Source organism: Promicromonospora thailandica, from assembly GCF_024171955.1.
GTDB lineage: Bacteria > Actinomycetota > Actinomycetes > Actinomycetales > Cellulomonadaceae > Promicromonospora > Promicromonospora thailandica.
The window spans coordinates 1-19,381 of the sequence record NZ_JAMTCS010000001.1 but is presented as its reverse complement, the minus strand read 5'-3'; the positions used below and the strand labels follow the sequence as shown (position 1 = coordinate 19,381).

At 74.9% G+C, this 19,381-nt stretch carries 16 protein-coding genes and 1 pseudogene; 6 read left to right on the top strand and 11 right to left on the bottom strand.

All coding sequences use genetic code 11. The features are described 5' to 3' along the window. Positions 1 to 41: 41 nt before the first annotated feature. Genes APR03_RS00085 through APR03_RS00075 form a run of 3 tightly spaced genes read right to left on the bottom strand, consistent with a single transcriptional unit; the run spans position 42 to position 3,012 of the window. A complete protein-coding gene (locus tag APR03_RS00085) occupies positions 42 to 1,055 on the bottom strand; it encodes a VWA domain-containing protein (protein WP_253831545.1) in 1,014 nt (337 codons plus the stop codon). Next, positions 1,052 to 1,969, bottom strand: a complete 918-nt coding sequence (locus APR03_RS00080; RefSeq protein ID WP_253831543.1) for a DUF58 domain-containing protein — start codon at positions 1,967 to 1,969, stop codon at positions 1,052 to 1,054. Before APR03_RS00080 ends, APR03_RS00085 begins: the two co-directional genes overlap by 4 nt. After that, positions 1,966 to 3,012, bottom strand: coding sequence for an AAA family ATPase (locus APR03_RS00075; protein WP_253831541.1), 1,047 nt, complete (start codon positions 3,010 to 3,012; stop codon positions 1,966 to 1,968). Before APR03_RS00075 ends, APR03_RS00080 begins: the two co-directional genes overlap by 4 nt. 116 nt (positions 3,013 to 3,128) lie before the next feature. Here APR03_RS00075 and APR03_RS00070 point away from each other — a divergent pair, with 116 nt between their 5' ends. Further along, positions 3,129 to 3,848, top strand: coding sequence for a response regulator transcription factor (locus tag APR03_RS00070; protein WP_253831539.1), 720 nt, complete (start codon positions 3,129 to 3,131; stop codon positions 3,846 to 3,848). Continuing rightward, on the top strand, positions 3,845 to 5,119 hold the full coding sequence (locus APR03_RS00065) for a sensor histidine kinase (protein WP_253831537.1): 1,275 nt from the start codon (positions 3,845 to 3,847) through the stop codon (positions 5,117 to 5,119). Before APR03_RS00070 ends, APR03_RS00065 begins: the two co-directional genes overlap by 4 nt. Positions 5,120 to 5,144: 25 nt before the next feature. Here the strand turns inward: APR03_RS00065 and APR03_RS00060 are convergent, their stop codons facing one another. Further along, positions 5,145 to 6,167, bottom strand: a complete 1,023-nt coding sequence (locus APR03_RS00060; protein WP_253831535.1) for a zinc-dependent alcohol dehydrogenase family protein — start codon at positions 6,165 to 6,167, stop codon at positions 5,145 to 5,147. A gap of 145 nt (positions 6,168 to 6,312) precedes the next feature. On the opposite strand from APR03_RS00060, the pseudogene APR03_RS00055 reads away from it, so the two are divergent. Further along, positions 6,313 to 7,194 (top strand): annotated as a pseudogene (locus tag APR03_RS00055) (helix-turn-helix domain-containing protein). A 28-nt stretch (positions 7,195 to 7,222) separates the two neighbouring features. Here the strand turns inward: APR03_RS00055 and APR03_RS00050 are convergent. The 3 genes from APR03_RS00050 to APR03_RS00040 are packed head-to-tail and all read right to left on the bottom strand — an operon-like array spanning position 7,223 to position 10,858. Next, positions 7,223 to 8,704 (bottom strand): NAD-dependent succinate-semialdehyde dehydrogenase, encoded by a 1,482-nt coding sequence (locus APR03_RS00050; RefSeq protein WP_253831533.1) that lies wholly within the window; start codon positions 8,702 to 8,704, stop codon positions 7,223 to 7,225. Then, the gene (locus APR03_RS00045) at positions 8,701 to 10,125 is read right to left on the bottom strand and encodes a lyase family protein (protein ID WP_253831531.1); all 1,425 of its coding nucleotides are present in this window, start codon (positions 10,123 to 10,125) and stop codon (positions 8,701 to 8,703) included. Before APR03_RS00045 ends, APR03_RS00050 begins: the two co-directional genes overlap by 4 nt. 25 nt (positions 10,126 to 10,150) lie before the next feature. Continuing rightward, positions 10,151 to 10,858, bottom strand: coding sequence for a type 1 glutamine amidotransferase domain-containing protein (locus APR03_RS00040; protein WP_253831529.1), 708 nt, complete (start codon positions 10,856 to 10,858; stop codon positions 10,151 to 10,153). A gap of 148 nt (positions 10,859 to 11,006) precedes the next feature. On the opposite strand from APR03_RS00040, the gene APR03_RS00035 reads away from it, so the two are divergent. The 3 genes from APR03_RS00035 (at position 11,007) to APR03_RS00025 (ending at position 14,791) form a co-directional block, all read left to right on the top strand. Beyond that, positions 11,007 to 11,876 carry a helix-turn-helix transcriptional regulator gene (locus APR03_RS00035; protein ID WP_253831527.1) on the top strand — a complete coding sequence of 290 codons (870 nt, stop codon included), beginning with the start codon at positions 11,007 to 11,009 and terminating at the stop codon, positions 11,874 to 11,876. A 282-nt stretch (positions 11,877 to 12,158) separates the two neighbouring features. Continuing rightward, positions 12,159 to 13,766, top strand: a complete 1,608-nt coding sequence (locus APR03_RS00030) for an amidohydrolase family protein (RefSeq protein ID WP_253831525.1) — start codon at positions 12,159 to 12,161, stop codon at positions 13,764 to 13,766. Positions 13,767 to 13,861: 95 nt separating this feature from the next. Then, the gene (locus APR03_RS00025) at positions 13,862 to 14,791 is read left to right on the top strand and encodes an NAD(P)-dependent oxidoreductase (RefSeq protein WP_253831523.1); all 930 of its coding nucleotides are present in this window, start codon (positions 13,862 to 13,864) and stop codon (positions 14,789 to 14,791) included. Here APR03_RS00025 and APR03_RS00020 read toward each other — a convergent pair. The 4 genes from APR03_RS00020 to APR03_RS00005 form a co-directional block, all read right to left on the bottom strand. Then, positions 14,788 to 15,417, bottom strand: coding sequence for a TetR/AcrR family transcriptional regulator (locus APR03_RS00020; RefSeq protein ID WP_253831521.1), 630 nt, complete (start codon positions 15,415 to 15,417; stop codon positions 14,788 to 14,790). The two genes, APR03_RS00025 and APR03_RS00020, sit on opposite strands and share 4 nt — an antisense overlap. A gap of 37 nt (positions 15,418 to 15,454) precedes the next feature. Next, positions 15,455 to 16,555, bottom strand: a complete 1,101-nt coding sequence (locus tag APR03_RS00015; RefSeq protein ID WP_253831520.1) for a hypothetical protein — start codon at positions 16,553 to 16,555, stop codon at positions 15,455 to 15,457. A gap of 128 nt (positions 16,556 to 16,683) precedes the next feature. Then, the gene (locus tag APR03_RS00010; protein WP_253831518.1) at positions 16,684 to 17,745 is read right to left on the bottom strand and encodes a glycoside hydrolase family protein; all 1,062 of its coding nucleotides are present in this window, start codon (positions 17,743 to 17,745) and stop codon (positions 16,684 to 16,686) included. Positions 17,746 to 17,899: 154 nt separating this feature from the next. Beyond that, on the bottom strand, positions 17,900 to 19,381 hold a 1,482-nt coding region (locus tag APR03_RS00005; protein ID WP_253831516.1), incomplete at its 5' end, for a zf-HC2 domain-containing protein.

Genomic DNA, 19,381 nt, shown 5'->3' with positions numbered 1-19,381 from the left:
CTTCAGGTCGGGCGAGCGGACGGGTCGGGCGAGCGGACGGGTCAGACGAGCCGGGAGAACCAGCGCAGCGACAGCGCCGTGGCGACGACCGCGAGGCCGAGGCCGAGGAGGATCAGCGGGGTGGTGACGGACGTCGTCTCGGTGCGCCAGCCGACCGCCGAGCCGATGTCCTCGTAGACCTGGTCCAGCTCGGCCACGCTCTCGGCGCTGTAGAAGTGGCCGCCGGTGCGTTCGGCGAGCATCCGCAGCGACGCGGCGTCGGCGGGCGCGGACTGGGTGCGCACCCCGTTGCCGATGGTGCCGGAGGGCGTGCCGTAGGCGATCGTCGAGACGGGCATCTCCGCGTCGAGCGCCGCCTGCACGGACTCGGCGGGGCTGCGGCCGGCGGTGTTGTGCCCGTCGGAGAGCAGCACCAGCCGGGCGGGGACCGGCTCGGCGACCTCGGCGTCGTCGTCGGCGGTCCCGGCCGAGCTCGACGAGCCCGGCGAGCCGGACGCGTCCGACGGGGCAGCGCTCGCCTGTCGCACCACCTCCTCGGCCGACGTGAACACGGCCTCGCCGATGGCGGTGCCGCCGTCGGCCTCCAGGCTCGCGATGGCCCGCTCGACCAGGGCGCGGTCGTCGCTGACGGGGGCCACCAGCGACGCGCCCTCGGCGAAGGCGACGGCGCCGACCTGCACCGTGCCGGGCAGGTCGCGGACGAACTGCGCGGCCGCCTCCTTCGCCGCCGTCAGGCGGTCCGGGGGCACGTCCTGCGCCTCCATCGAGCCGGACACGTCGATCGCGACGATGACGGTGGCCCGTTCGTACGGCACCTGGAGGCGCATCTGGGGGCCGGCGGCCGCCAGCGCGAACGCGGCCAGCGCGGTCAGGACCAGGCCGGTGGCCAGGTGGCGCCGCCACCGGGGGCGGGCGGGGGCCACGCGGTCGAGCATCGGCAGGGTCGCGAACCGCACGGCGTACCGGGTGCGGCGCCGGCGCAGCACCACGTAGGCGGCGGCCAGGGCGGCCACCGGCACGAGGGCCAGCAGGAACAGGGGGCTGGTGAAGGTCATCGGGTCCTCCGGACGCGTCGGGCGGGGGTGCGGCGGCGCTCCCGGACGAACCGGGCGAGCGCCGTCGCCCAGTCCTCGTCCGTGCCCACGCGCACGTGCTCGGCACGGCACGCGCGCACCGCCGCGGCGGTCTGGTCCCGGTGGCGGGCGGCCTCCAGGGCGTAGGCGAGCCGCAGCTCGGGGTCGGACGTGGAGATCTCGCGCTGCAGCCCCGTCTCCGGGTCCACGAGCACGGCCTCGCCCACGTCGGGCAGCTCCCGCTCCCGGGGGTCGTCGATCTCCACCACGACCACGTCGTGCCGCGCGGTCAGCCGGCGCAGCGGACCCTCCCAGGCGAAGGGACGTTCGACGGCGCCGTCGGGCACCACCAGGTCGGTGACCACCACGCATAGCCCGCGGCGGCGGGCGCGGGCGCCGAGGCCGCGCAGCGCGTCGGCGAGCGGCACCGCGGCGTCGCCCTCCCGGGCGGCAGGGCCGAGCCGGGTCAGCAGGGCCGCGGCGGCCGGCCCCGGGCGGGGCGCGAGCCAGCGCAGGCCCGCGGCGTCGACCAGGCCGACGCCCACGCGGTTGCCGGGTCCAGCGGTCAGCAGGCCGACGGCGGCCGCCACGCGCTCGGCGACGTCGACCTTCTCGGTCAGCGCCGTGCCGAACGCCATGCTGGGGCTGCGGTCCACGAGCAGCCAGGTGTCGAGCTCGTGCTGGGCGCGCGTGCGCCACAGGTGCGGCTCGCCGGTGCGGGCCGTGACGTTCCAGTCGATGCGGCGCACGTCGCCGCCCGGCTGGTAGAGCGTGAGCTCCTCCGGGTCGGTGCCGGGACCCAGGGCGTCGCCGTCGGCGTCGCCCTGCAGCAGCCCGTCGACCCGGCGCCGCACCGTGAGCTCGAGGCGGCGGAACCTGGCCGCGCCGTCGGTCATCGCACGATCACCTCCTCCTCCGCGGGCGCGACGCGCGGCTGGGGCACGGCGGTCAGCACGGCCTCCACCACGGAGCGCGGGTCCACGCCGTCCGCCGCCGCGTCGAACGTGAGCACCAGCCGGTGCGCGAGCACGTCACGGGCGAGGTCGGCCAGGTCGGTCGGCAGCACGTAGTCGCGGCCGCGGACGAGGGCCAGCGCGCGCCCGGCCGCGATCAGGCCGAGGCTGCCGCGCGCGCTGACGCCGTACTCCAGCACGCCGTCGAGGTGGTTCAGGCCGTACCGGTGCGGACGGCGCGTGGCCATCACGAGCGTCACCGCGTACTGCGCCACGGCGTGGTGCACGAACACCTGCTCGGCCTCCTGCTGGAGCTGGCGCACCGTGGCCGCGTCGAGCAGCGGCTCCGGGCGCGGGGGCGCCGCGCTCATGCGCTGCACGATGGTCAGCTCCTCCAGCTCGTCGGCGTGGTCCACGTCGACCTTGAGCAGGAACCGGTCGCGCTGCGCCTCCGGGAGCGCGTACACGCCGTCGCTCTCGATCGGGTTCTGGGTGGCCAGCACGAGGAACGGGTCCGGCAGGGCGTACGCACGGCCGCCGATGCTGACCTGGCGCTCGGCCATGGCCTCCAGCAGCGCCGACTGCACCTTCGCCGGGGCGCGGTTGATCTCGTCGGCCAGCACCAGGTTCGCGAACACGGGGCCGAGCTCGACGTCGAAGTCCTCCCGCGAGGGCTTCCACACCCGCGTGCCGACGATGTCCGACGGCATCAGGTCGGGCGTGAACTGCAGGCGGGTGAACGAGCCGCCGACCACGGTGGCCAGGGTGCGCACCGCGAGCGTCTTGGCGACGCCGGGCACGCCCTCCAGCAGCACGTGGCCGCGGGCGAGCAGGCCGACCACGAGGCGCTCCACCATGTGGTCCTGGCCCACGATCACGCGCTTGACCTCGAACAGGGCGCGTTCGAGCAGCGCGGCGGGCGGGCGCAACGGCGGATGCTTGGCGACGGCGGGGATGTCCTGGGTGGCGGGTCTGGTGGTGTCCATGGCACCGACTCCACCGGACAGGGGAGAAAACTGCGGGAAACCCGAACGAAAGCCGACCGAAAGCGCCCGGCCGGCAGGGCCTGTCGGTCCCGGTCCTCGGCGGTTACGGTTCTGGTGTGCGGCTGCTGATCGTGGAGGACGAGGCAGGGCTCGTGAGCGCCCTGGAGGTCGCGCTGCGCAGGGAGGGCTACGCCGTCGACCACGCGCGCACCGTCGGCGAGGCGCGGGACAAGCTGGCCCTGAGCCCCTACGACCTCGTGCTGCTCGACGTGAACCTGCCCGACGGCACCGGCTTCGACCTGACCCGCGCCGTCCGCGCCGGCCAGGTGCCCCTCGCTGACGGCGACCCGCCGCGCATCCTCATGCTCACCGCGCGCGGCCGCCTCACCGACCGGGTGACCGGCCTCGACGTGGGCGCCGACGACTACCTCGTCAAACCCTTCGCGATCATCGAGCTGTCCGCCCGCATCCGCGCCCTGCTGCGCCGCGAGGCACGCGAGGTGGCCGCCGCCGTGCTCACGCACGGCCCCATCCGGCTCGACGCCGCCCGGCAGCTCGCCTGGCGCGGCGCGCGGGAGCTCGCCCTGACCCGCAAGGAGTTCGCCGTGCTGCGCTACCTCATGAGCCGGCCCGCCTACGTGGTGCCCGCCGAGGAGCTGCTCGAGCACGTGTGGGACGAGAACGCCGACCCGTTCACGCAGACGGTGCGCGTCACCGTCGGCACCCTGCGCCGCAAGCTCACCGTCGACGACGAGGAGCCTGCCCTGGAGACCGTCATCGGCCGGGGCTACCGGCTGCGCGAGCTGCCCGCACCCATCGGCGGCGTGCTCGCATGACCCGCACCGGCCCGTCCCCGCGCCGTGTGCGGCTGCCGGGGTGGGCACGCACCGTCCGGATGCGGCTCGCGCTGACCTACTCCGCCACCCTGTTCGGCGTCACCGCGCTCATCCTCGCGGGCGTGTACCTGGCGCTGTCCAGCACCGTCGTGGCCGCGCCCCTGGACCCCGTCACCGTCAAGCGGTTCGAGAAGAAGCCCGACGGCAGCATCGCCTACAAGCCGGGCGAGCAGTTCCAGGCCGCCGACCTCGACACCGTGCAGCACGCCGTGAACTGGACCGCCCTGCAGACCCTGCGCGACTACTCCGCGGTGGCGCTCGGGATCATGTTCCTGCTCAGCGTGGTGATCGGCTGGTGGGTGGCCGGGCGTGCGCTGCGACCCGTCGAGGCGATCACCCGCACCGCCCAGGAGATCGGCGCGACCGACCTCTCCCGCCGCATCGGCGCCACCGGACCCCACGACGAGCTGCGCACCCTCGCCGACACCATCGACGGCATGCTCGACCGCCTCGACCGCGCCTTCAGCGCCGAGCGGCGGCTCATCGAGGACGTCTCCCACGAGCTGCGCAACCCCGTCATGGTGGTGCAGGCCAACGTCGAGGCGGTGCTCGCCGACGACCAGGCCGACCGCGCGCAGCGGGCCGAGGCGACCGCCGTCGTGCTCGCCGCGACCGGCCGCATGTCGCGCCTGCTGGAGGACCTGCTGGCCACCGCCCGCCTCCGCTCGGAGGCGTTCACCGACCGCGAGGTGGACCTCGCGGCGCTCGCGGCGGCCGCCGCGCGCGAGAACCGGGCGGTGGCCGGACGGCGGGGCGTGTCCATCACCGAGCGGGCCCACCCCGGGCCGGTCGCGTACGGCGACGCGAACGCGCTGGCTCGCGCGCTGGACAACCTGCTGTCCAACGCGGTGCGGCTCGCCCCGGCGGGCAGCGCCGTCACGGTGGGCGTGGGCAGCCGGCAGGGGTGGGCCTGGGTCGCCGTCGCCGACGAGGGTCCCGGCGTCCCGCCCGAGGCCCGCGACCGGATCTTCGACCGGTTCTACCGGGGCCCGGACGGCGGGGCGGACGACCGGCCCGGTGAGGCACCGGACGGTACGGGCCTCGGCCTGGCCATCGCCCGCCAGGTGGCCGAGAGCCACGACGGCCACCTGCTCCACGCCGACCACGGGGACCGGGGCAGCACGTTCACGATCTGGCTCCCGGACCGCACCCTGGACCGGGCCGGCCAGCGGGCCAACCTCCCGCCGGGAGGCGACCCGCTGGCCTCCTGAGCGCCCGCCGCGATGTCCGCCCGCGTCACGGCGTGAGCAGCACCTTGGTGGCGCGCCGCTCGTCCATCGCGCGGTAGCCGTCGGCCGCCTGCTCCAGGGGGAGCGTCAGGTCGAAGACCTGCCCCGGGTCGATGGTGCGGTCCCAGATGAGGCGGACCAGCTCGGGCAGGAACCGGCGCACGGGGGCGGGCCCGCCGTGCAGGTGCACCGTGCTGTAGAACAGCTCGAGGCCGTCGAGGTGCACGTCGTGCGACAGGCCGACGAACCCGACGTGCCCGCCGGGGCGCGCCGAGCGGATCGCCTGCGACATCGCCTCGTCGGTACCGACGGCCTCGACCACGCCGTGGGCGCCGTACCCGCCGGTCAGCTCCTTGACGCGGGCCGCCCCGGCGTCGCCGCGCTCCTCGACCACGTCGGTGGCGCCGAACTTGCGGCCCAGGGCGGCGCGCTCGGGGTGCCGGCTGAACAGGACGATCCGTTCGGCGCCGAGCTGCCTGGCGGCGAGCACCGCGGACAGGCCCACGGCGCCGTCGCCGACCACCGCGATCGTCCTGCCGGGGCCGGCCTCGGCGGCCACAGCCGCGAACCAGCCGGTGCCCAGCACGTCGGACGCGGCCAGCAGCGAGGGGACGAGGTCGGCGTCGGGCACGCCCGGTGTCGGCACGAGGGTGCCGTCGGCGTGCGGGATGCGGGCCAGCTCGGCCTGCGTGCCCACGGTGCCCATCATCACGTGGTGGACGCAGCGCGACTGGTAGCCGGCCCGGCAGATCTCGCACGTGTTGTCGGAGGCGACGAAGGAGCCGACGACGTAGTCGCCGACCGTGATGTCGCGCACCTCGTCGCCCACCTGCTCCACGACCCCCACGTACTCGTGCCCCATCGGCCGGGGCTCGGCCAGCGGCGCAGGGCCGCGGTAGCCCCACAGGTCCGACCCGCAGATGCAGGACGCGGTCACCCGGATCACGGCGTCGGTGGGCTCGACGATCGTCGCGTCGGGGCGCTCCTCGACGCGCACGTCGCCGGGGGCGTGCATGACAACTCCACGCATGGGTCTCACTCCTTGCTCGGGGAGCCGCACCCGGAACGGCGCGGCTCGTCCAGTCTTGGGCGGCGTCCGGCCGCGGGGGAGTCCCTGGCGTGGGGTGTACCACCAGGGCACCTCCCGCCCCGGGCGCCCGCCGTAGCCTGGATCCATGGACAACCGAGCCGAGGTGCGTGAGTTCCTCATGACCCGCCGGGCGCGCGTGGCGCCGGAGGCGGCCGGGCTGCCCGCGGGGTCGAACCGCCGGGTCCAGGGTCTGCGTCGCAGCGAGGTGGCCGCGCTGGCCGGGGTGAGCGTGGAGTACTACGCGAAGCTGGAGCGGGGCGCCCTGGGCGGCGCGTCGGCGGCCGTCCTGGACGCGCTGTCCCGGGCGCTGCGGCTCGACGACGCCGAGCACGCCCACCTGCTCGACCTGGCGCGCGCCGCCGACGGCGTGCCGTCGTCCGGCCGCGGCCGGCGGCGGGCCACCCGCGCGGGCGCGCCCCGGCCCGGCCTGCAGTGGACGCTCGACGCGATGCGGGACGCCGTGGCCGTGGTCCGCGACCAGCGGCAGGACATGATCGCGGCCAACGCGCTCGGCCGGGCGTTCTACTCGCCCCTGATCGGGCAGGGCGGCCGGACGCCGAACATCGCGCGCTTCCTGTTCCTCGACCCGGCCGCCCACGACTTCTACCCGGACTGAGACCGGTTCGCCGCCATGTGCGCGGCCATGATGCGCGTCCAGGCGGGCCGCGACCCGCACGACAAGGCCCTGCAGGACCTCGTCGGCGAGCTCTCGACGCGCAGCGAGGTGTTCCGCACGCTGTGGGCGGCCCACGACGTACGCATCCACGGCGCCGGCACCAAGCGGTTCCGGCACCCCGTCGTCGGCGAGCTCACCCTGGCCTACGAGGAGCTCGCGCTGACCGCCGAACCCGGCCAGGTGCTGCTGGTCTACACGGCCGAACCGGGGTCGCCGTCGGCCGAACGGCTGCGCCTCCTCGGCTCGTGGGCCGCGGAGACGGACGCCGCGGCGGGGGCCGCGCGGGGCTGACCCCGCGGGCCCCGCCCGCGCCGGAGGATCACACGGCGAGCGCCACGTACTTCGTCTCGAGGTACTCGTCGATGCCGGCCGAGCCGCCCTCGCGGCCCATGCCCGACTGCTTGACGCCGCCGAACGGGGCCGCCGGGTCGGAGACGAGCCCGCGGTTCAGGCCCACCATGCCGGTCTGGAGCCGCTCGGACAGGCGGACGGCGCGGCTCACGTCGCGCGTGTACAGGTAGGCCACCAGCCCGTACTCGGTGTCGTTGGCGAGGCGGACCGCCTCGTCGTCGTCGTGGAAGACGCGGATCGGGGCGACCGGGCCGAACACCTCCTCGCGGTTGATCCGGGCCGACGCCGGGACGTCCGTGATGACGGTGGGCGTGAAGAAGTAGCCCGCGCCGTCGGGGGAGGCGCCGCCGGTGACGAGGCGCCCGCCCTGCGCGATCGCGTCGGCCACGAGGCCGGCGACCTTGTCCCGCTGGGCGGCGTCGATGAGCGGGCCCACCTGCACGCCCGGCTCGCTGCCGTCGCCCGTGCGCAGCGCGCGCATGCGCTCGGCGAACTTCGCCGAGAACTCCTCGGCGACGTCGGCGTGCACCAGGAACCGGTTGGCGGCCACGCAGGCCTCGCCGTTGTTGCGGATCTTGGCGAGCATGGCGCCGTCTACGGCGGCGTCCACGTCGGCATCGGAGCACACGATGAACGGGGCGTTGCCGCCGAGCTCCATGGACGTGCGCAGCACGTGGTCGGCGGACTTGCGCAGCAGCATGCGCCCCACCTCGGTGGACCCGGTGAAGGACACCTTGCGGATGCGGTCGTCGGCGAAGAGGGCGTCGGTGAGGCCGCCGGCGTCGGACGTCGGCAGCACGCTGAGCACGCCCTCGGGCAGCCCGGCGTCGGCCAGCGCCTCCGCGAGGAACAGCGCGGTCAGCGGCGTCTGGGCCGCCGGCTTGAGGATCATCGTGCAGCCCGCGGCGATCGCGGGGCCGATCTTGCGGGCCGGCATGGCCAGGGGCGCGTTCCACGGCGTGATGAGCAGGCACGGGCCCACGGGCTGGCGCATGGTGAGCACGCGGGCGGTCCCCGCGGCGTTGACCTTCCACTCGCCGGAGATGCGCACGGCCTCCTCGGAGAACCAGCGCAGGTAGTCGGCGCCGTAGGCCACCTCGCCCCGCGACTCCTCGAGGGACTTGCCCATCTCGAGCGTGATGATGCGGGCGAGCTCCTCCGCCCGGTCGGTCAGGATCTCGTACGCCCGGCGCAGGATCTCGCCGCGCTCGCGCGGCGGCGTCGCGGCCCAGGTCTCCTGCACCGCGGACGCCGCGTCCAGGGCGGCGAGGGCGTCGGCGGGCGTGGCGCTCGCGACCTCCGTCAGGGCGGTGCCCGTGGCGGGGTTCTCGACGACGATCGTCTGCCCGGTGGACCCGTGCTGCCGGCGTCCGCCGAGGAAGAGCCGCGGGTCGACGCCCAGGTCCTGCGCGGTCGGGTCGTTGGAGGCGTGCGCGCTGATGGTGTTCATGAACGGGTTCCCTTCGGGGTGGACTGCGGGGTGCGGGTGCGGGTCGCCAGCTCGGCGACGGGCACGGGCGTGGTGGGCAGCGCCGGGGCGGCGGCCCAGTGGTCGACGGCGACCCGGGTGACGGTCGTGGCCTCGCCGAGGTAGTCCTCCGGCGAGATGGTCACGTCCGGGAGGGCGTCGGTGTGGCCCTGCTCCGCGGCGACCTCGCGCAGCGCGGGGTCGAGGGGCGTGTGCCGGGCGCGGGCCCGGGTGGCCGCCTCGTAGAGCAGGTCGTGGGCGAGCTGGTGACCGATGCGGTCGGCCATGTGCATCATGTGCGCCTCCGCCATGACGAGCCCGCCCTCCAGGCCGAGGTTGGCGCGCATCCGGTCGGCGTCGACCCGCAGGCCCTCGACCACGACGCGGGTCTGCTCGAGCGCGCTGCCCGCGAGCACGGCGAGCTGCGGGATCACCTGCCACTCGATCTGCCACTCCCCGGCGGCTCGCTCGTGCCCGGCCTCCTGGATGCGGGGCAGCGACGAGACCAGGGCGCCCGCGGCGCCGGACAGGCCGATGATCGCCTCGGACGAGATCGGGTTGACCTTCTGCGGCATCGTGGACGAGGCGCCGCGGTGGCTCGTGTACGGCTCGAACACCTCGCCGACCTCGGTCCGTGACAGGTCGACGACGTTGCGCGCGAGGCGCGCGCACGTGGCCGCGACCGTGGCGCACAGCCAGCCGAACTCGGCGACGCCGTCGCGGGCGACGTGCCAGGCGACCCCGGGGTCGCGCAGGCCGAGCAGGCGGGCGTAGGTGGCCCGGACCTCGCGCGAGCGTGGCCCGAGGGCCGCCGCGGTGCCGCCGGCCCCGAAGAGCTGGGCCACGCCGAGGCGCGGCAGCGCCTCGGCGATCCGGGTGCGGTGCCGGGCCAGCTCGGCGAGCAGCGGCGCGAGGGTCGCGCCGAGCGTGGTGGGCACCGCCTGCTGGGCGTGGGTCCGGGCGGGCATGACCGTCCCGGCGTGCTCCGTGACCCGGGCCGCCAGGGCATCGCCCAGCAGGCCCAGGTCACGGTCGAGGAGGCCGAGCGAGCGCACGAGCTGGAGGGCCAGGCCGGTGTCCATGACGTCCTGCGTCGTGGCACCGAAGTGGACCCGGCCCGCCGCGTGCGGGGGCAGGGCGCCGCCGATCTGCTCCACCAGCCCGTGCACCGGGTAGCCGACCGTGCGGGCCACCTGCCACAGGGCGGGCAGGTCGACGGTGTCGAACCGGGCGGCCAGGACGATGGCCGCGGCGTCGTCGGCGGCGATGACGCCGTGCTCGGCCTGGGCCAGCGCGAGGGCGCGCTCGGCGGCGAGCCAGCCCTCGACGGAGCTGCGCTCGGAGAACGTGGCGAGCTGCTCGGCGGACCCGTCGAGGTGCGTCAGCAGGGAGAACGTGCCCATGGTGCTCGGCCTCCTCGGTCCGTCGTCAGACCAGGCCGGTGGAGCGGGCGGCCGCGATCATCTGCTCGGCCATGCGGGCGCTGGAGGCCGGGTTCTGGCCGGTGAAGAGGTTGCCGTCCTGCACGTTGAACTGCTGGTAGGCGGTGCCGCCCTCGTGCCGGGCGCCCATCTCGCGCAGCCGGGACGCCAGCAGCCAGGGTGCGGCCTCCGCCGTGCCGAAGAGCTCCTCCTCCTCGTCGGTGAAGGCGGCCATCCGGCGGCCCGCGAAGCGCCAGCTCCCGTCCGGGTCGACGGCGCTGAGCAGCCCCGCCGGACCGTGGCACACGGCGCCGATCAGGCCGGCGGCGTCGTCGACGCGGCGCAGGATGCGCCCGAGGTCCGGGTCCTGGTAGAGGTCGACCACGGGGCCGTGGCCGCCGGGCACGACCACGCCCACGTAGTCGGCGGGGTCGATGTCGGCGAGCGGGATCAGCGGGCCGAACTCGCGCAGCACCCGCTGCGCGTACTCGACGTAGGTGGCGCAGTCGGGGCCGGCGATCGCGGGGTCGGCGCTGTGCTCGTCGAGCGGCTGCAGCACGCCCCCGGGCGAGGCGAGGTCCACGTCGTAGCCGGCCTCGGTGAACCGCATGTGCGGGGCGGCCAGCTCCTCGGCCCAGTACCCGGTCGGGTACGTGGAGCCGTCGGTCCGCTCCCAGGTGTCCGCGGCCGACATGACGATCAGGATCTTGCTCATGGTGCTCCTCCTCGAGTGCATCGCGTAGAGCTCCAGCCTCGCCGCGGGAACCGCGCCGCGGGCGGGCTCCACAGGCCCTGGGCGACCTAGGACGCGGAGGACCACTCAAGGGGGTGCACGGGGCGGTCCGGGTACCCAGACTGGAGACATGGCAGAGAAGAACACTGAGCTGGCGGACTTCCTGCGGCGGGCACGCAACCAGGTCGACGCCTCGCGGTCCGGCCTCCCGGCCGACGGCCGGGTGCGCCGGGTCCCCGGGCTCCGCCGCGAGGAGGTCGCGTTCCTGGCCGGCGTGTCCACGGACTACTACGCACGGCTGGAGCAGGGGCGGCGCATCGTGCCGTCCCCGGCGGTCGTCGACGCCATCGGCCGTGCGCTCGCGCTGGACGCGGCGGGCCGCGCCCACCTGGCCGACCTGATCGGGCTCGGCACGGTGACCCCGCAGCAGCGCTCGCGCCCGGTGCAGCGGCTCCGGCCCGGCCTGTACCAGCTGCTCGAGGCCCTGGACGACGTGCCGGTGCTCGTGCTCGGCCGCCGTTCGGACGTGCTGGCGCAGAACCGCATGGCCCGTGCGCTGTTCACGGACTTCGAGCGGTTCCCCGCGCCGAAGCGCAACTACGCCCGGTGGATGTTCCTGGACGAAGGGTCACGTGACCTCTTCGTCGACTGGGAGGAGCAGGCCCGGGTCACCGTCGAGAGCCTTCGCCTGGAGGCGGGCAACGACCCCGCCGACCGGGCCACGGCAGAACTTATCGCAGAGCTCCGGGAGTCCGCTCCCGAGTTCGGCAGGTGGTGGGACGAGCACCGCGTCAACCAGCGCACCTACGGCACCAAGCGGCTGCGGCACCCCGTGGTCGGTGACCTCTCGGTCGAGTACGAGACCCTGAGCCTGCCGGGCGACTCCGACACCACGCTGTACGTCTACTCCACCGAGCCGGGGTCGCCGTCGGCCCGGGCCCTCAACCTGCTGGCCAGCTGGTCCCTCACCGGGGACACCGCCGCGCCGACCACCCCGTAGCCCCGGGTCGGGAGACCACCTTCTCCCGACCGGGAAGAACGTCCGGCGGCCACCCACCTCGCCGCCCGACCATGCCGGCCCCTCCGTGCCGGATCCCCTGTGTCTCAGCGGACACGGCGACTGTTGTCCTCACCGACGACGGCTTCGCCGTGCCCGGGTGAAACGTGCCCGGGTGAGATCTGGAATACGCAAGCAGTCGACTGGAATGCGACCACGGCCCTGCGTCTTCCGTTCCTAGCCTGCTGGGTGTCCCCACCGCACCGCCAGGAAGGAAATCCCCCCATGAATACATCATCCGACGAGAAGCCGGAGAGAAGCGGCGACACCTCCGGGGTCGCGCGGCGCTCCGTGCTGAAGGCCTCGGCCGTGACCGCCGCCGTAGCGGGGGCGAGCATGCTCCTGCCCGGCACGGCCTCCGCCCACGACCGGGGCGTGGACCACGGTTCCGGCCCGCGTGACAGCGGCCGCCCGGGCCGCCGGTACGTCATCAAGGGCGGGTCCGTGATGTCGATGGACCCCGCCGTCGGCAACTTCGCCGTCGCCGACGTGCTGGTCGAGGGCACGAAGATCGTGGCGGTGCGGCCGAACATCAACGCGGCGGGTGCCTCGGTGATCGACGCCCGCGGCCGCATCGTGATGCCGGGCTTCGTGGACACCCACCACCACCTGTTCGAGACGTCGCAGCGCGCGTTCCTCGCGAACGGCCTCCTGGTGGACGACAACTCGGGCTCCCCGAGCGCGGACCCCGACTACACCGAGTACATCCTGCAGCGGTTCTCGCCGGTCTACCGGCCGCAGGACGTGTACATCAACGAGCTGTTCGCGGGCCTCTCGCAGCTCGACGCGGGCGTGACCACCGTGCTCGACGTCTCGCAGATCCACCACTCGCCCGAGCACTCGGACGCGGCGATCCGCGCCCTGCGGGACACCGGCCGGCGCAGCGCCTTCGGCTACTTCGAGGGCGACGGCCGCGCGTCGGCCCGCTACCCCCGGGACGCCTACCGGCTGCGCGAGCAGTACTTCTCCTCGGACGACCAGCTCCTGACCATGGTCATGGGCGGCGAGATCTACATCACCGAGGAGATGTACTCCGAGTCGTGGAAGATCGCGCGTGAGCTCGACCTGCAGATCGCGGCGCACATCGTGTCCGGCTGGGGCACGCGCCTGATCGTCGACGACATCGCCCGGGGCACCGGCGGCACGAACAACGACCTCGGCTTCGGCCCGGACAACCTGCTCATCCACATGACGGGCATGTCTGACATGGCGTGGCAGCGGGCGCGGGACGCGGGTGCCCAGGTCTCGGTCGCGTTCCCGATCGAGATGAACATGCGGCACGGCGTGCCGCCGATCCTCAAGATGCAGGAGCTCGGCATGGAACCGTCGCTGAGCTCCGACGTCGAGACGACCATGACCGCCGACCCGTTCACCCAGATGCGGTCCGCGATGACCATGCAGCGCATGGTCGTGAACCAGCAGATCCTGGAGCAGGGCGACTTCACGCCGCCGAACCAGTGGCCGACGCCGGCACCCGGCACCCCGGAGCTGCTCACCGTCCGCGACGTGCTGCGCTTCGGCACGATCAACGGCGCCAAGCACCTGCGGCTCGACCACAAGACGGGCTCGCTCACGCCGGGCAAGGAGGCCGACATCGTGCTGCTCGACGCGACGGCCCTCAACGTGGCGCCGCTGAACAGCGTGCCCGGTGCCGTGGTCTCGCTCATGGAGCGGTCCAACGTCGAGACCGTCATCGTCGCCGGCAAGGTGCGCAAGTGGCGCGGGCGCCTGCTCGACGCCAACCTCGACCGCCTGCGGCGCGAGCTGGAGACCTCGCGGGACTACCTGTTCCGCGGTGCCGGCCTGCGGCAGGACCTGTTCGGCTGGAGCTGACGGCCGGACGGCCACGAGCCGACCGGGGCCGGCGGGTACGTGAGGCGCCCGCCGGTCCCGGTCCTTCCCTTCCGACAACTCACCAAGGAGTGCGCATGAGCGACACGCAGACCACCGGCGACCCGGCGCGGACCCGCCGGGTCGGGGTCCTGGGTCTCGGGACCATGGGGCGCACCGTCGCCGCCCGGCTGCTCGACGCGGGCCTGGAGGTGTGGGTGCACAACCGCACCGCCGCCCGGGCCGAGCACCTCGTCGCCTCGGGCGCGCACTGGGCGCCCAGCGGCGCCGAGCTCGCCGCGCGCGTCGACCTGCTGCTCACCCTCGTGGCGGACGACGACGCCCTGCGGCACGTCACCACCGGACCCGACGGCGTGCTGAGCGCCGCGCACCCCGGCCTGGTGTACGCCGACATGAGCACCGTCTCGCCCGAGGCGTCGGCCGACGTCGCCGCGGCCGCGGACGCCGTCGGCGTGCCGTACGTGCGCGCACCCCTCATGGGCAGCACCGTGCTCGCCCGGTCGGGGCAGCTCGGCGTGCTGGCCTCCGGCCCCGCGGCGGGCATCGACGCGTTCGGCGTCGTCCTCGACGCGATCGGCCGCCGGGTCTTCCGCCTCGGTGAGGCGGAGGAGGCGCGCGTGATGAAGCTGGCCGTCAACACGATGATCGCGCAGACCACGCTCGCCATGAGCGAGGCCCTCGACCTGGGCCGGCGGTCGGGGCTCGGGTGGCAGCAGATGCTCGACGTGATCGGCGACAGCCCCGTCGCGTCGCCCCTGGTGAAGTACAAGTCCGTGTCGCTGGCGGCACGGGACTTCGGCGTCGCGTTCGCCACCTCGATGGTGGTCAAGGACCTCGGGCTGGCGCTCGACGCGGCGCGGCGCAGCGGCGCCGTGCTGCCCGCGACCGCGCAGGCGCACGAGCTCTTCCGGGCCGTGGCCGCCCTGGGCCACGGCGGCGACGACCTGTCCGCCGCGGTGCTGCTGTACGAGCAGCTCGGGGGACCGGGCCCGGACCCCGCGGCCTAGGAGGCTGCGGCGGGCGCGCCCGCGTGCCCGCCGCAGCGCAGCCCGTCCAGCACGAGCCGGAACACCGCACCGGTGTGCTCCGGGTCCTCGGCCACCCGGCCGACGGCGACGATCGCGTCGAGCACCGGGCCGAGCGGGAGGTCGCTGCGCACCGCGCCGGCCGCCCGTGCCGCGGCGTAGACCGGCTCGCCCGCGGCGATCACGCGCGCCCTGCTGGTGTTGAGCACGGCAGTGCCGCCCCCTGTGCCGCCCCCTGTGTCGCTCGCGGTGCCGCCCCCGGCGTCGGCCAGCAGGAGGGACGCGAGCGGGCCCTTGCGGCTGCCCGCCGCGTGGAACTCCTCGAGCCAGCCGAAGAACGCGGCGCCCGGGTCGGCGGCACCCTGCGCCTGCTCGGCGGCCGCGCAGATCTCGTCCACCACGTTCCGGTAGAGCTCGGACACGAGGTCGAGCCGGCTCGGGAAGTTGCGGTACAGCGTGGCCATGCCGACGCCGGCACGCCGGGAGATCTCGGCCATCGACGGGTCGGCCCCCGGCTCGTCCATCGCCGCGCGCGCCACCTCGAGGATCCGCTGCCGGTTGCGCGCGGCGTCGGCGCGCTTGGCAGGGCGGGCTACCTGGTCGGTCACGGGGGGCTCCAATCGACGTGCTCAGCAACCCACGATCTTAGCGGATACCCCTCTCGTTTCCATCCGAAGGCATGCGTCTCGTCGCGGCGCCGCCGCCGGCGGCCAGGCGTTCCTCGCGGAGCGCGACCTCCAGCGCTATGAACGCCAGCACGTCGAGCACCAGGCCGAACGCGGCGGCCCACTGGACGGCGCGGAACACGAGCACCTGCGTGAACAGCAGGCTGACCAGCACCGCGCGGCGCACCCAGGCCGCGCCCCGCAGCCGGTCCCGGCGCCCGACCACCACGCCCACGACCAGCAGCGCCACGGACACCGACACGGCCGCGAGGATCGCGACGCCGGTCCAGGCGGGCAGGCCCGGCACCCGCCCGCCGAGGATGTCGAGGCCCACCATCACCTCGGCGGCGCTGCCGAGCAGGAGCACCCCGATGACCAGCCACGCGGCCCAGGCGCGGTCCACCAGGCCGTCGAGCCAGCCCACCACCCGGTCGACGCCGCGGCGCACCAGGTCGGGCACGTCGGAGTCGTCGTTGGGCACGGTGTCGACGAGACCGGCCACCAGGTCGGCGCCCGGCTCGCCCGCACCGCGGGCGGCCAGGGCCCGCGCCTCCTCGCGCGCGGCCGGGGTGAACCCGCCCGCCAGGCCCGCGGTCAGCCGGTCGGCAGCCACCGCGAGGTACTCCGCGGGGTGGTGCGGACGGCGGCCGTGGAGGCCCTCGACCACGAGCACGAGCAGCACCGTGACCACGTAGATGATCGCGGCGGTGGGCGCGTAGAAGTAGTCGTTGTCGGAGGTCACGAACTTGCCGACCTCGTCGATGAACAGACCGAAGCCGACGCCCCCCAGGATCGCGCCGAGCGAGCGCGGCACCGGTCCCACGTACGACAGCAGCAGCATCATCGCCAGTGCCATGAGCAGGCCGCCCCACAGGACGTGGGCGATGTGCAGGTCGCCGCCGCCGATCTGCGGGTAGCCCGTGGCGGCGAGGTAGCCCCGTGTGGCGAGCACCGTCACCACGCTCGCGACCAGGAACGTCACCAGGTGCCGCACGGCGGCGGTGTCGCGTGGCGCCCCGAGCCGCAGCAGGTGCCCGCGGCTCGCCAGGCCCGGTCCGGTCGTCGTCCGCCTGTCGGTCATACGGCTCCCCGCGTCGCGTCCTGTCCGGCCCGCGGGCCGGCGTCCTCCCGGCCATCCTCGCGCAGGTCGCGGGCCGGTTTCCAGCGAAACCGGCCCGCTCCCGCGCGCGAGCGGTCGCGACGCCGCCGTCAGCCCGCGCGGGCGACCGCGATGTTGGTGTTCCCGCGCGCCCCGGCCTCGTAGAACATGTGCAGGCGCCCGTTCTCCTCGGCGAAGCTCGGCGCGGCGGCCCGGGTCGCCACCGGGTCCGTGTACAGCACGCCGAGGTGGTTCTCGCGGTCGAAGCTCGTGCCGACGTCGGCCACGTGGATGGAGCCCGAGCCGCTGTGGTAGACCACGTGGCCGCCGCCGTTGCGCGACCAGTAGTGGGCGCCCGAGAGCTGCCCGCCCTCGCCCGCCCCGGGCGTGATGAGCGGCTGCGGCTTGAACTGCCAGCCCGACCCCAGCCGGGTCGACCAGCCGATGAAGATCTTGCGGGTCCCGGCCTGGTTGCCCATGAAGAGCATGATGTGCGTGCCGGACTGCGTCGGGTGCGGGAAGACGCGTGCGTACGAGGCCTCGCTGACGTTCGACGGCAGCATCGCCGTGGTGAGCACCGTGCCGCCGTAGGTGAACGTGACGCCGTCCTCGGAGGTCGCGACCCGCGTGGTCGTGTTCTCGCCGTGGAAGAAGAGGTAGATGCGGCCGTCGGCCGCGTTCCACACCGCGTCCGGGCTGGAGACGTGGGACACCGAGTAGTGCGGCGACCAGGTGCGGGGGATGACCGGGTTGGCCGGGTGCTCGCGCCACGGCCCGGCCAGCGAGTCGGCGTAGGCCAGGCAGATGCCGCCCGGCGCGTCGTGCGGCGCGTAGTACATGTACCAGGCGCCCAGCGGGTTGCGGACCCGGCCCGCGACGTGCCGCACCGACGGGAAGATCAGCTCGTCGGTGGGGTTGTAGGCCAGCGCCGCCTTGTCGAGGGCGGCGCCGACCCGTGTGAACGTCGGGAAGCCGGGCACGGCCGCGGCAGCGCGTGGCACGGCGCCCGGCATGCCGCCGGCGAGCCCGCCCACGCCCAGGGCGGCGGCCGAGCCGAGCACCGCCGCGCCTCGCAGCAGGCTCCTCCGGTCGAGATGGCGGTCGAGGTTCCGGCCGAGACGGGGTGAGGACCTGTCGTCGATCTGCCCGTCGATCTGCCCGTCGATGTGCATGGCGACTCCGCTCCGGCCCGGCGGCGGTCGCGCTCCGGTGCGCGACGGCGGATCACGCCGGGGCCTGCGTCGAATGTCGGGCCCGGGCCCTGGTCCGGTCAATCAGGATGATAGGAACCATCACTGTCCGCGCCGGCGACGCGCGCACCGGTCGTCACGGTCGCACGGTGATGCCTGCGACCGTGACGACGGGCGCCTGCTGCGTGCGGGGGCCTGTGCCCTTGCCCGTCTCGTGGCCCTTGCCCGGGCGTTTGCCGCGGTCGGAACCCTTGCCCTTGTCGTGGCCCTTGCCCTTGTCGTGGCCGTTGTCGTGCCCCTTGCCGTTGCCCGGGCCCTGACCCTTGTCCTTCGCCGGCCCCCGGCCGTGCTCGTTGCCGGGGTTCCCGGGCGGGCCGCCCCGGGGCGGTGCGGTCGCGGGCGGCGGGGGCGGTGTCGCCGCGGGCGGCGCGGGCGGAGGCGGTGTCGCCGCCGGCGGCGCGGGCGCCGGGGGTTCCTCCGGCTCGGGCTGGGCCGGCTCGGGCTGCGCCGGCGGCGCGGCGGCTGGCGGCTCCTGCGGGGCTGCCGGAGGGGTCGTCGCGGGCTCCGGGTCCGTCGGACCAGGGTCCGGGCGCCCGGCAGCGGGCGGGGCGGCGGGCGGTGCAGCGGGCGGTGCAGCGGGCCGGGTCTCCGGCGCAGGCTCGGCGTCCTGGGCGGGCCGAGGCTCCGTGGCCGGGGGAGCGGCGTCCGCCACCTGCTCGATGCGCGGCTCCGCGGGCTCCGGGTCCGGGTCCTCGACGGGGGCCTCGGGCGGGTCCGGGACGGGCGCCGCAGGACCGGTGGCCGGGGCGTCGGGCCCCGCCACGACGGGGGCGGGCGGCGCCTCGTCCAGGGCGCTCAGGTACGCGTACGCGACGCCGCCCAGCGCGAGCACGGTCACGACGCCCGCGGCCACCGCCGTCTGCGGCCGGGGCAGCCGTGGCCGGACGGGGGCCACGGGTGCCACGGCGGTGAGCCCCGAGCTGCCGAGCGCGGCACCGAGCGTGCCCGTCGCCACGGCGCCCGCCACCAGGTGTTGTCCGAGGTCGCGGAGCATCCAGGAGACTTCGCGGACGTCCATGAAGGCGCGGGTGCAGTCGGGGCAGGTGTCCATGTGGATCTCGAGGCGGTGCTGGCGGCGGGGCAGCATGCGGCCTTTGAGGTAGTCGTGCATGCCGGCGCGGGTGGTGCGGCACTCGGGTTCGTTGACGGCGCGGGCGTGGGCGGCGGCGAAGGCGCCGGCGAGGCGTTCCTCGGCGCGGCGCAGGCGCATGGTCACGGCGTGGGGGCGGACGCCCAGGCCGGTGGCGATGTCGGTGACGGCCTTGTCGTGCACGTGGCGGTCGAACAGGAGCTGGCGGTCCTCGTCGGCCAGGTCGGCCAGGGCGGTGCGCAGCATGGTGACGTCGGCCTGGCGTTCGGTGTCCAGCTCGGCGCCGTGGGCCGGTGGGGTCAGGTCCTCGAGGGTGTCGTCCTGGACGGGGGTGGTGCGGCCGGCTTCGCGGGTCATGGAGATGGCTTCGTTGACCGCGGCGCGTCGCCAGTAGGGGGCGGGGTCGGTGATGGTGGCGCCGGTGGTGTGCAGGCGGACCATCTTCTCCAGGGCGCGGCTGGTGGCTTC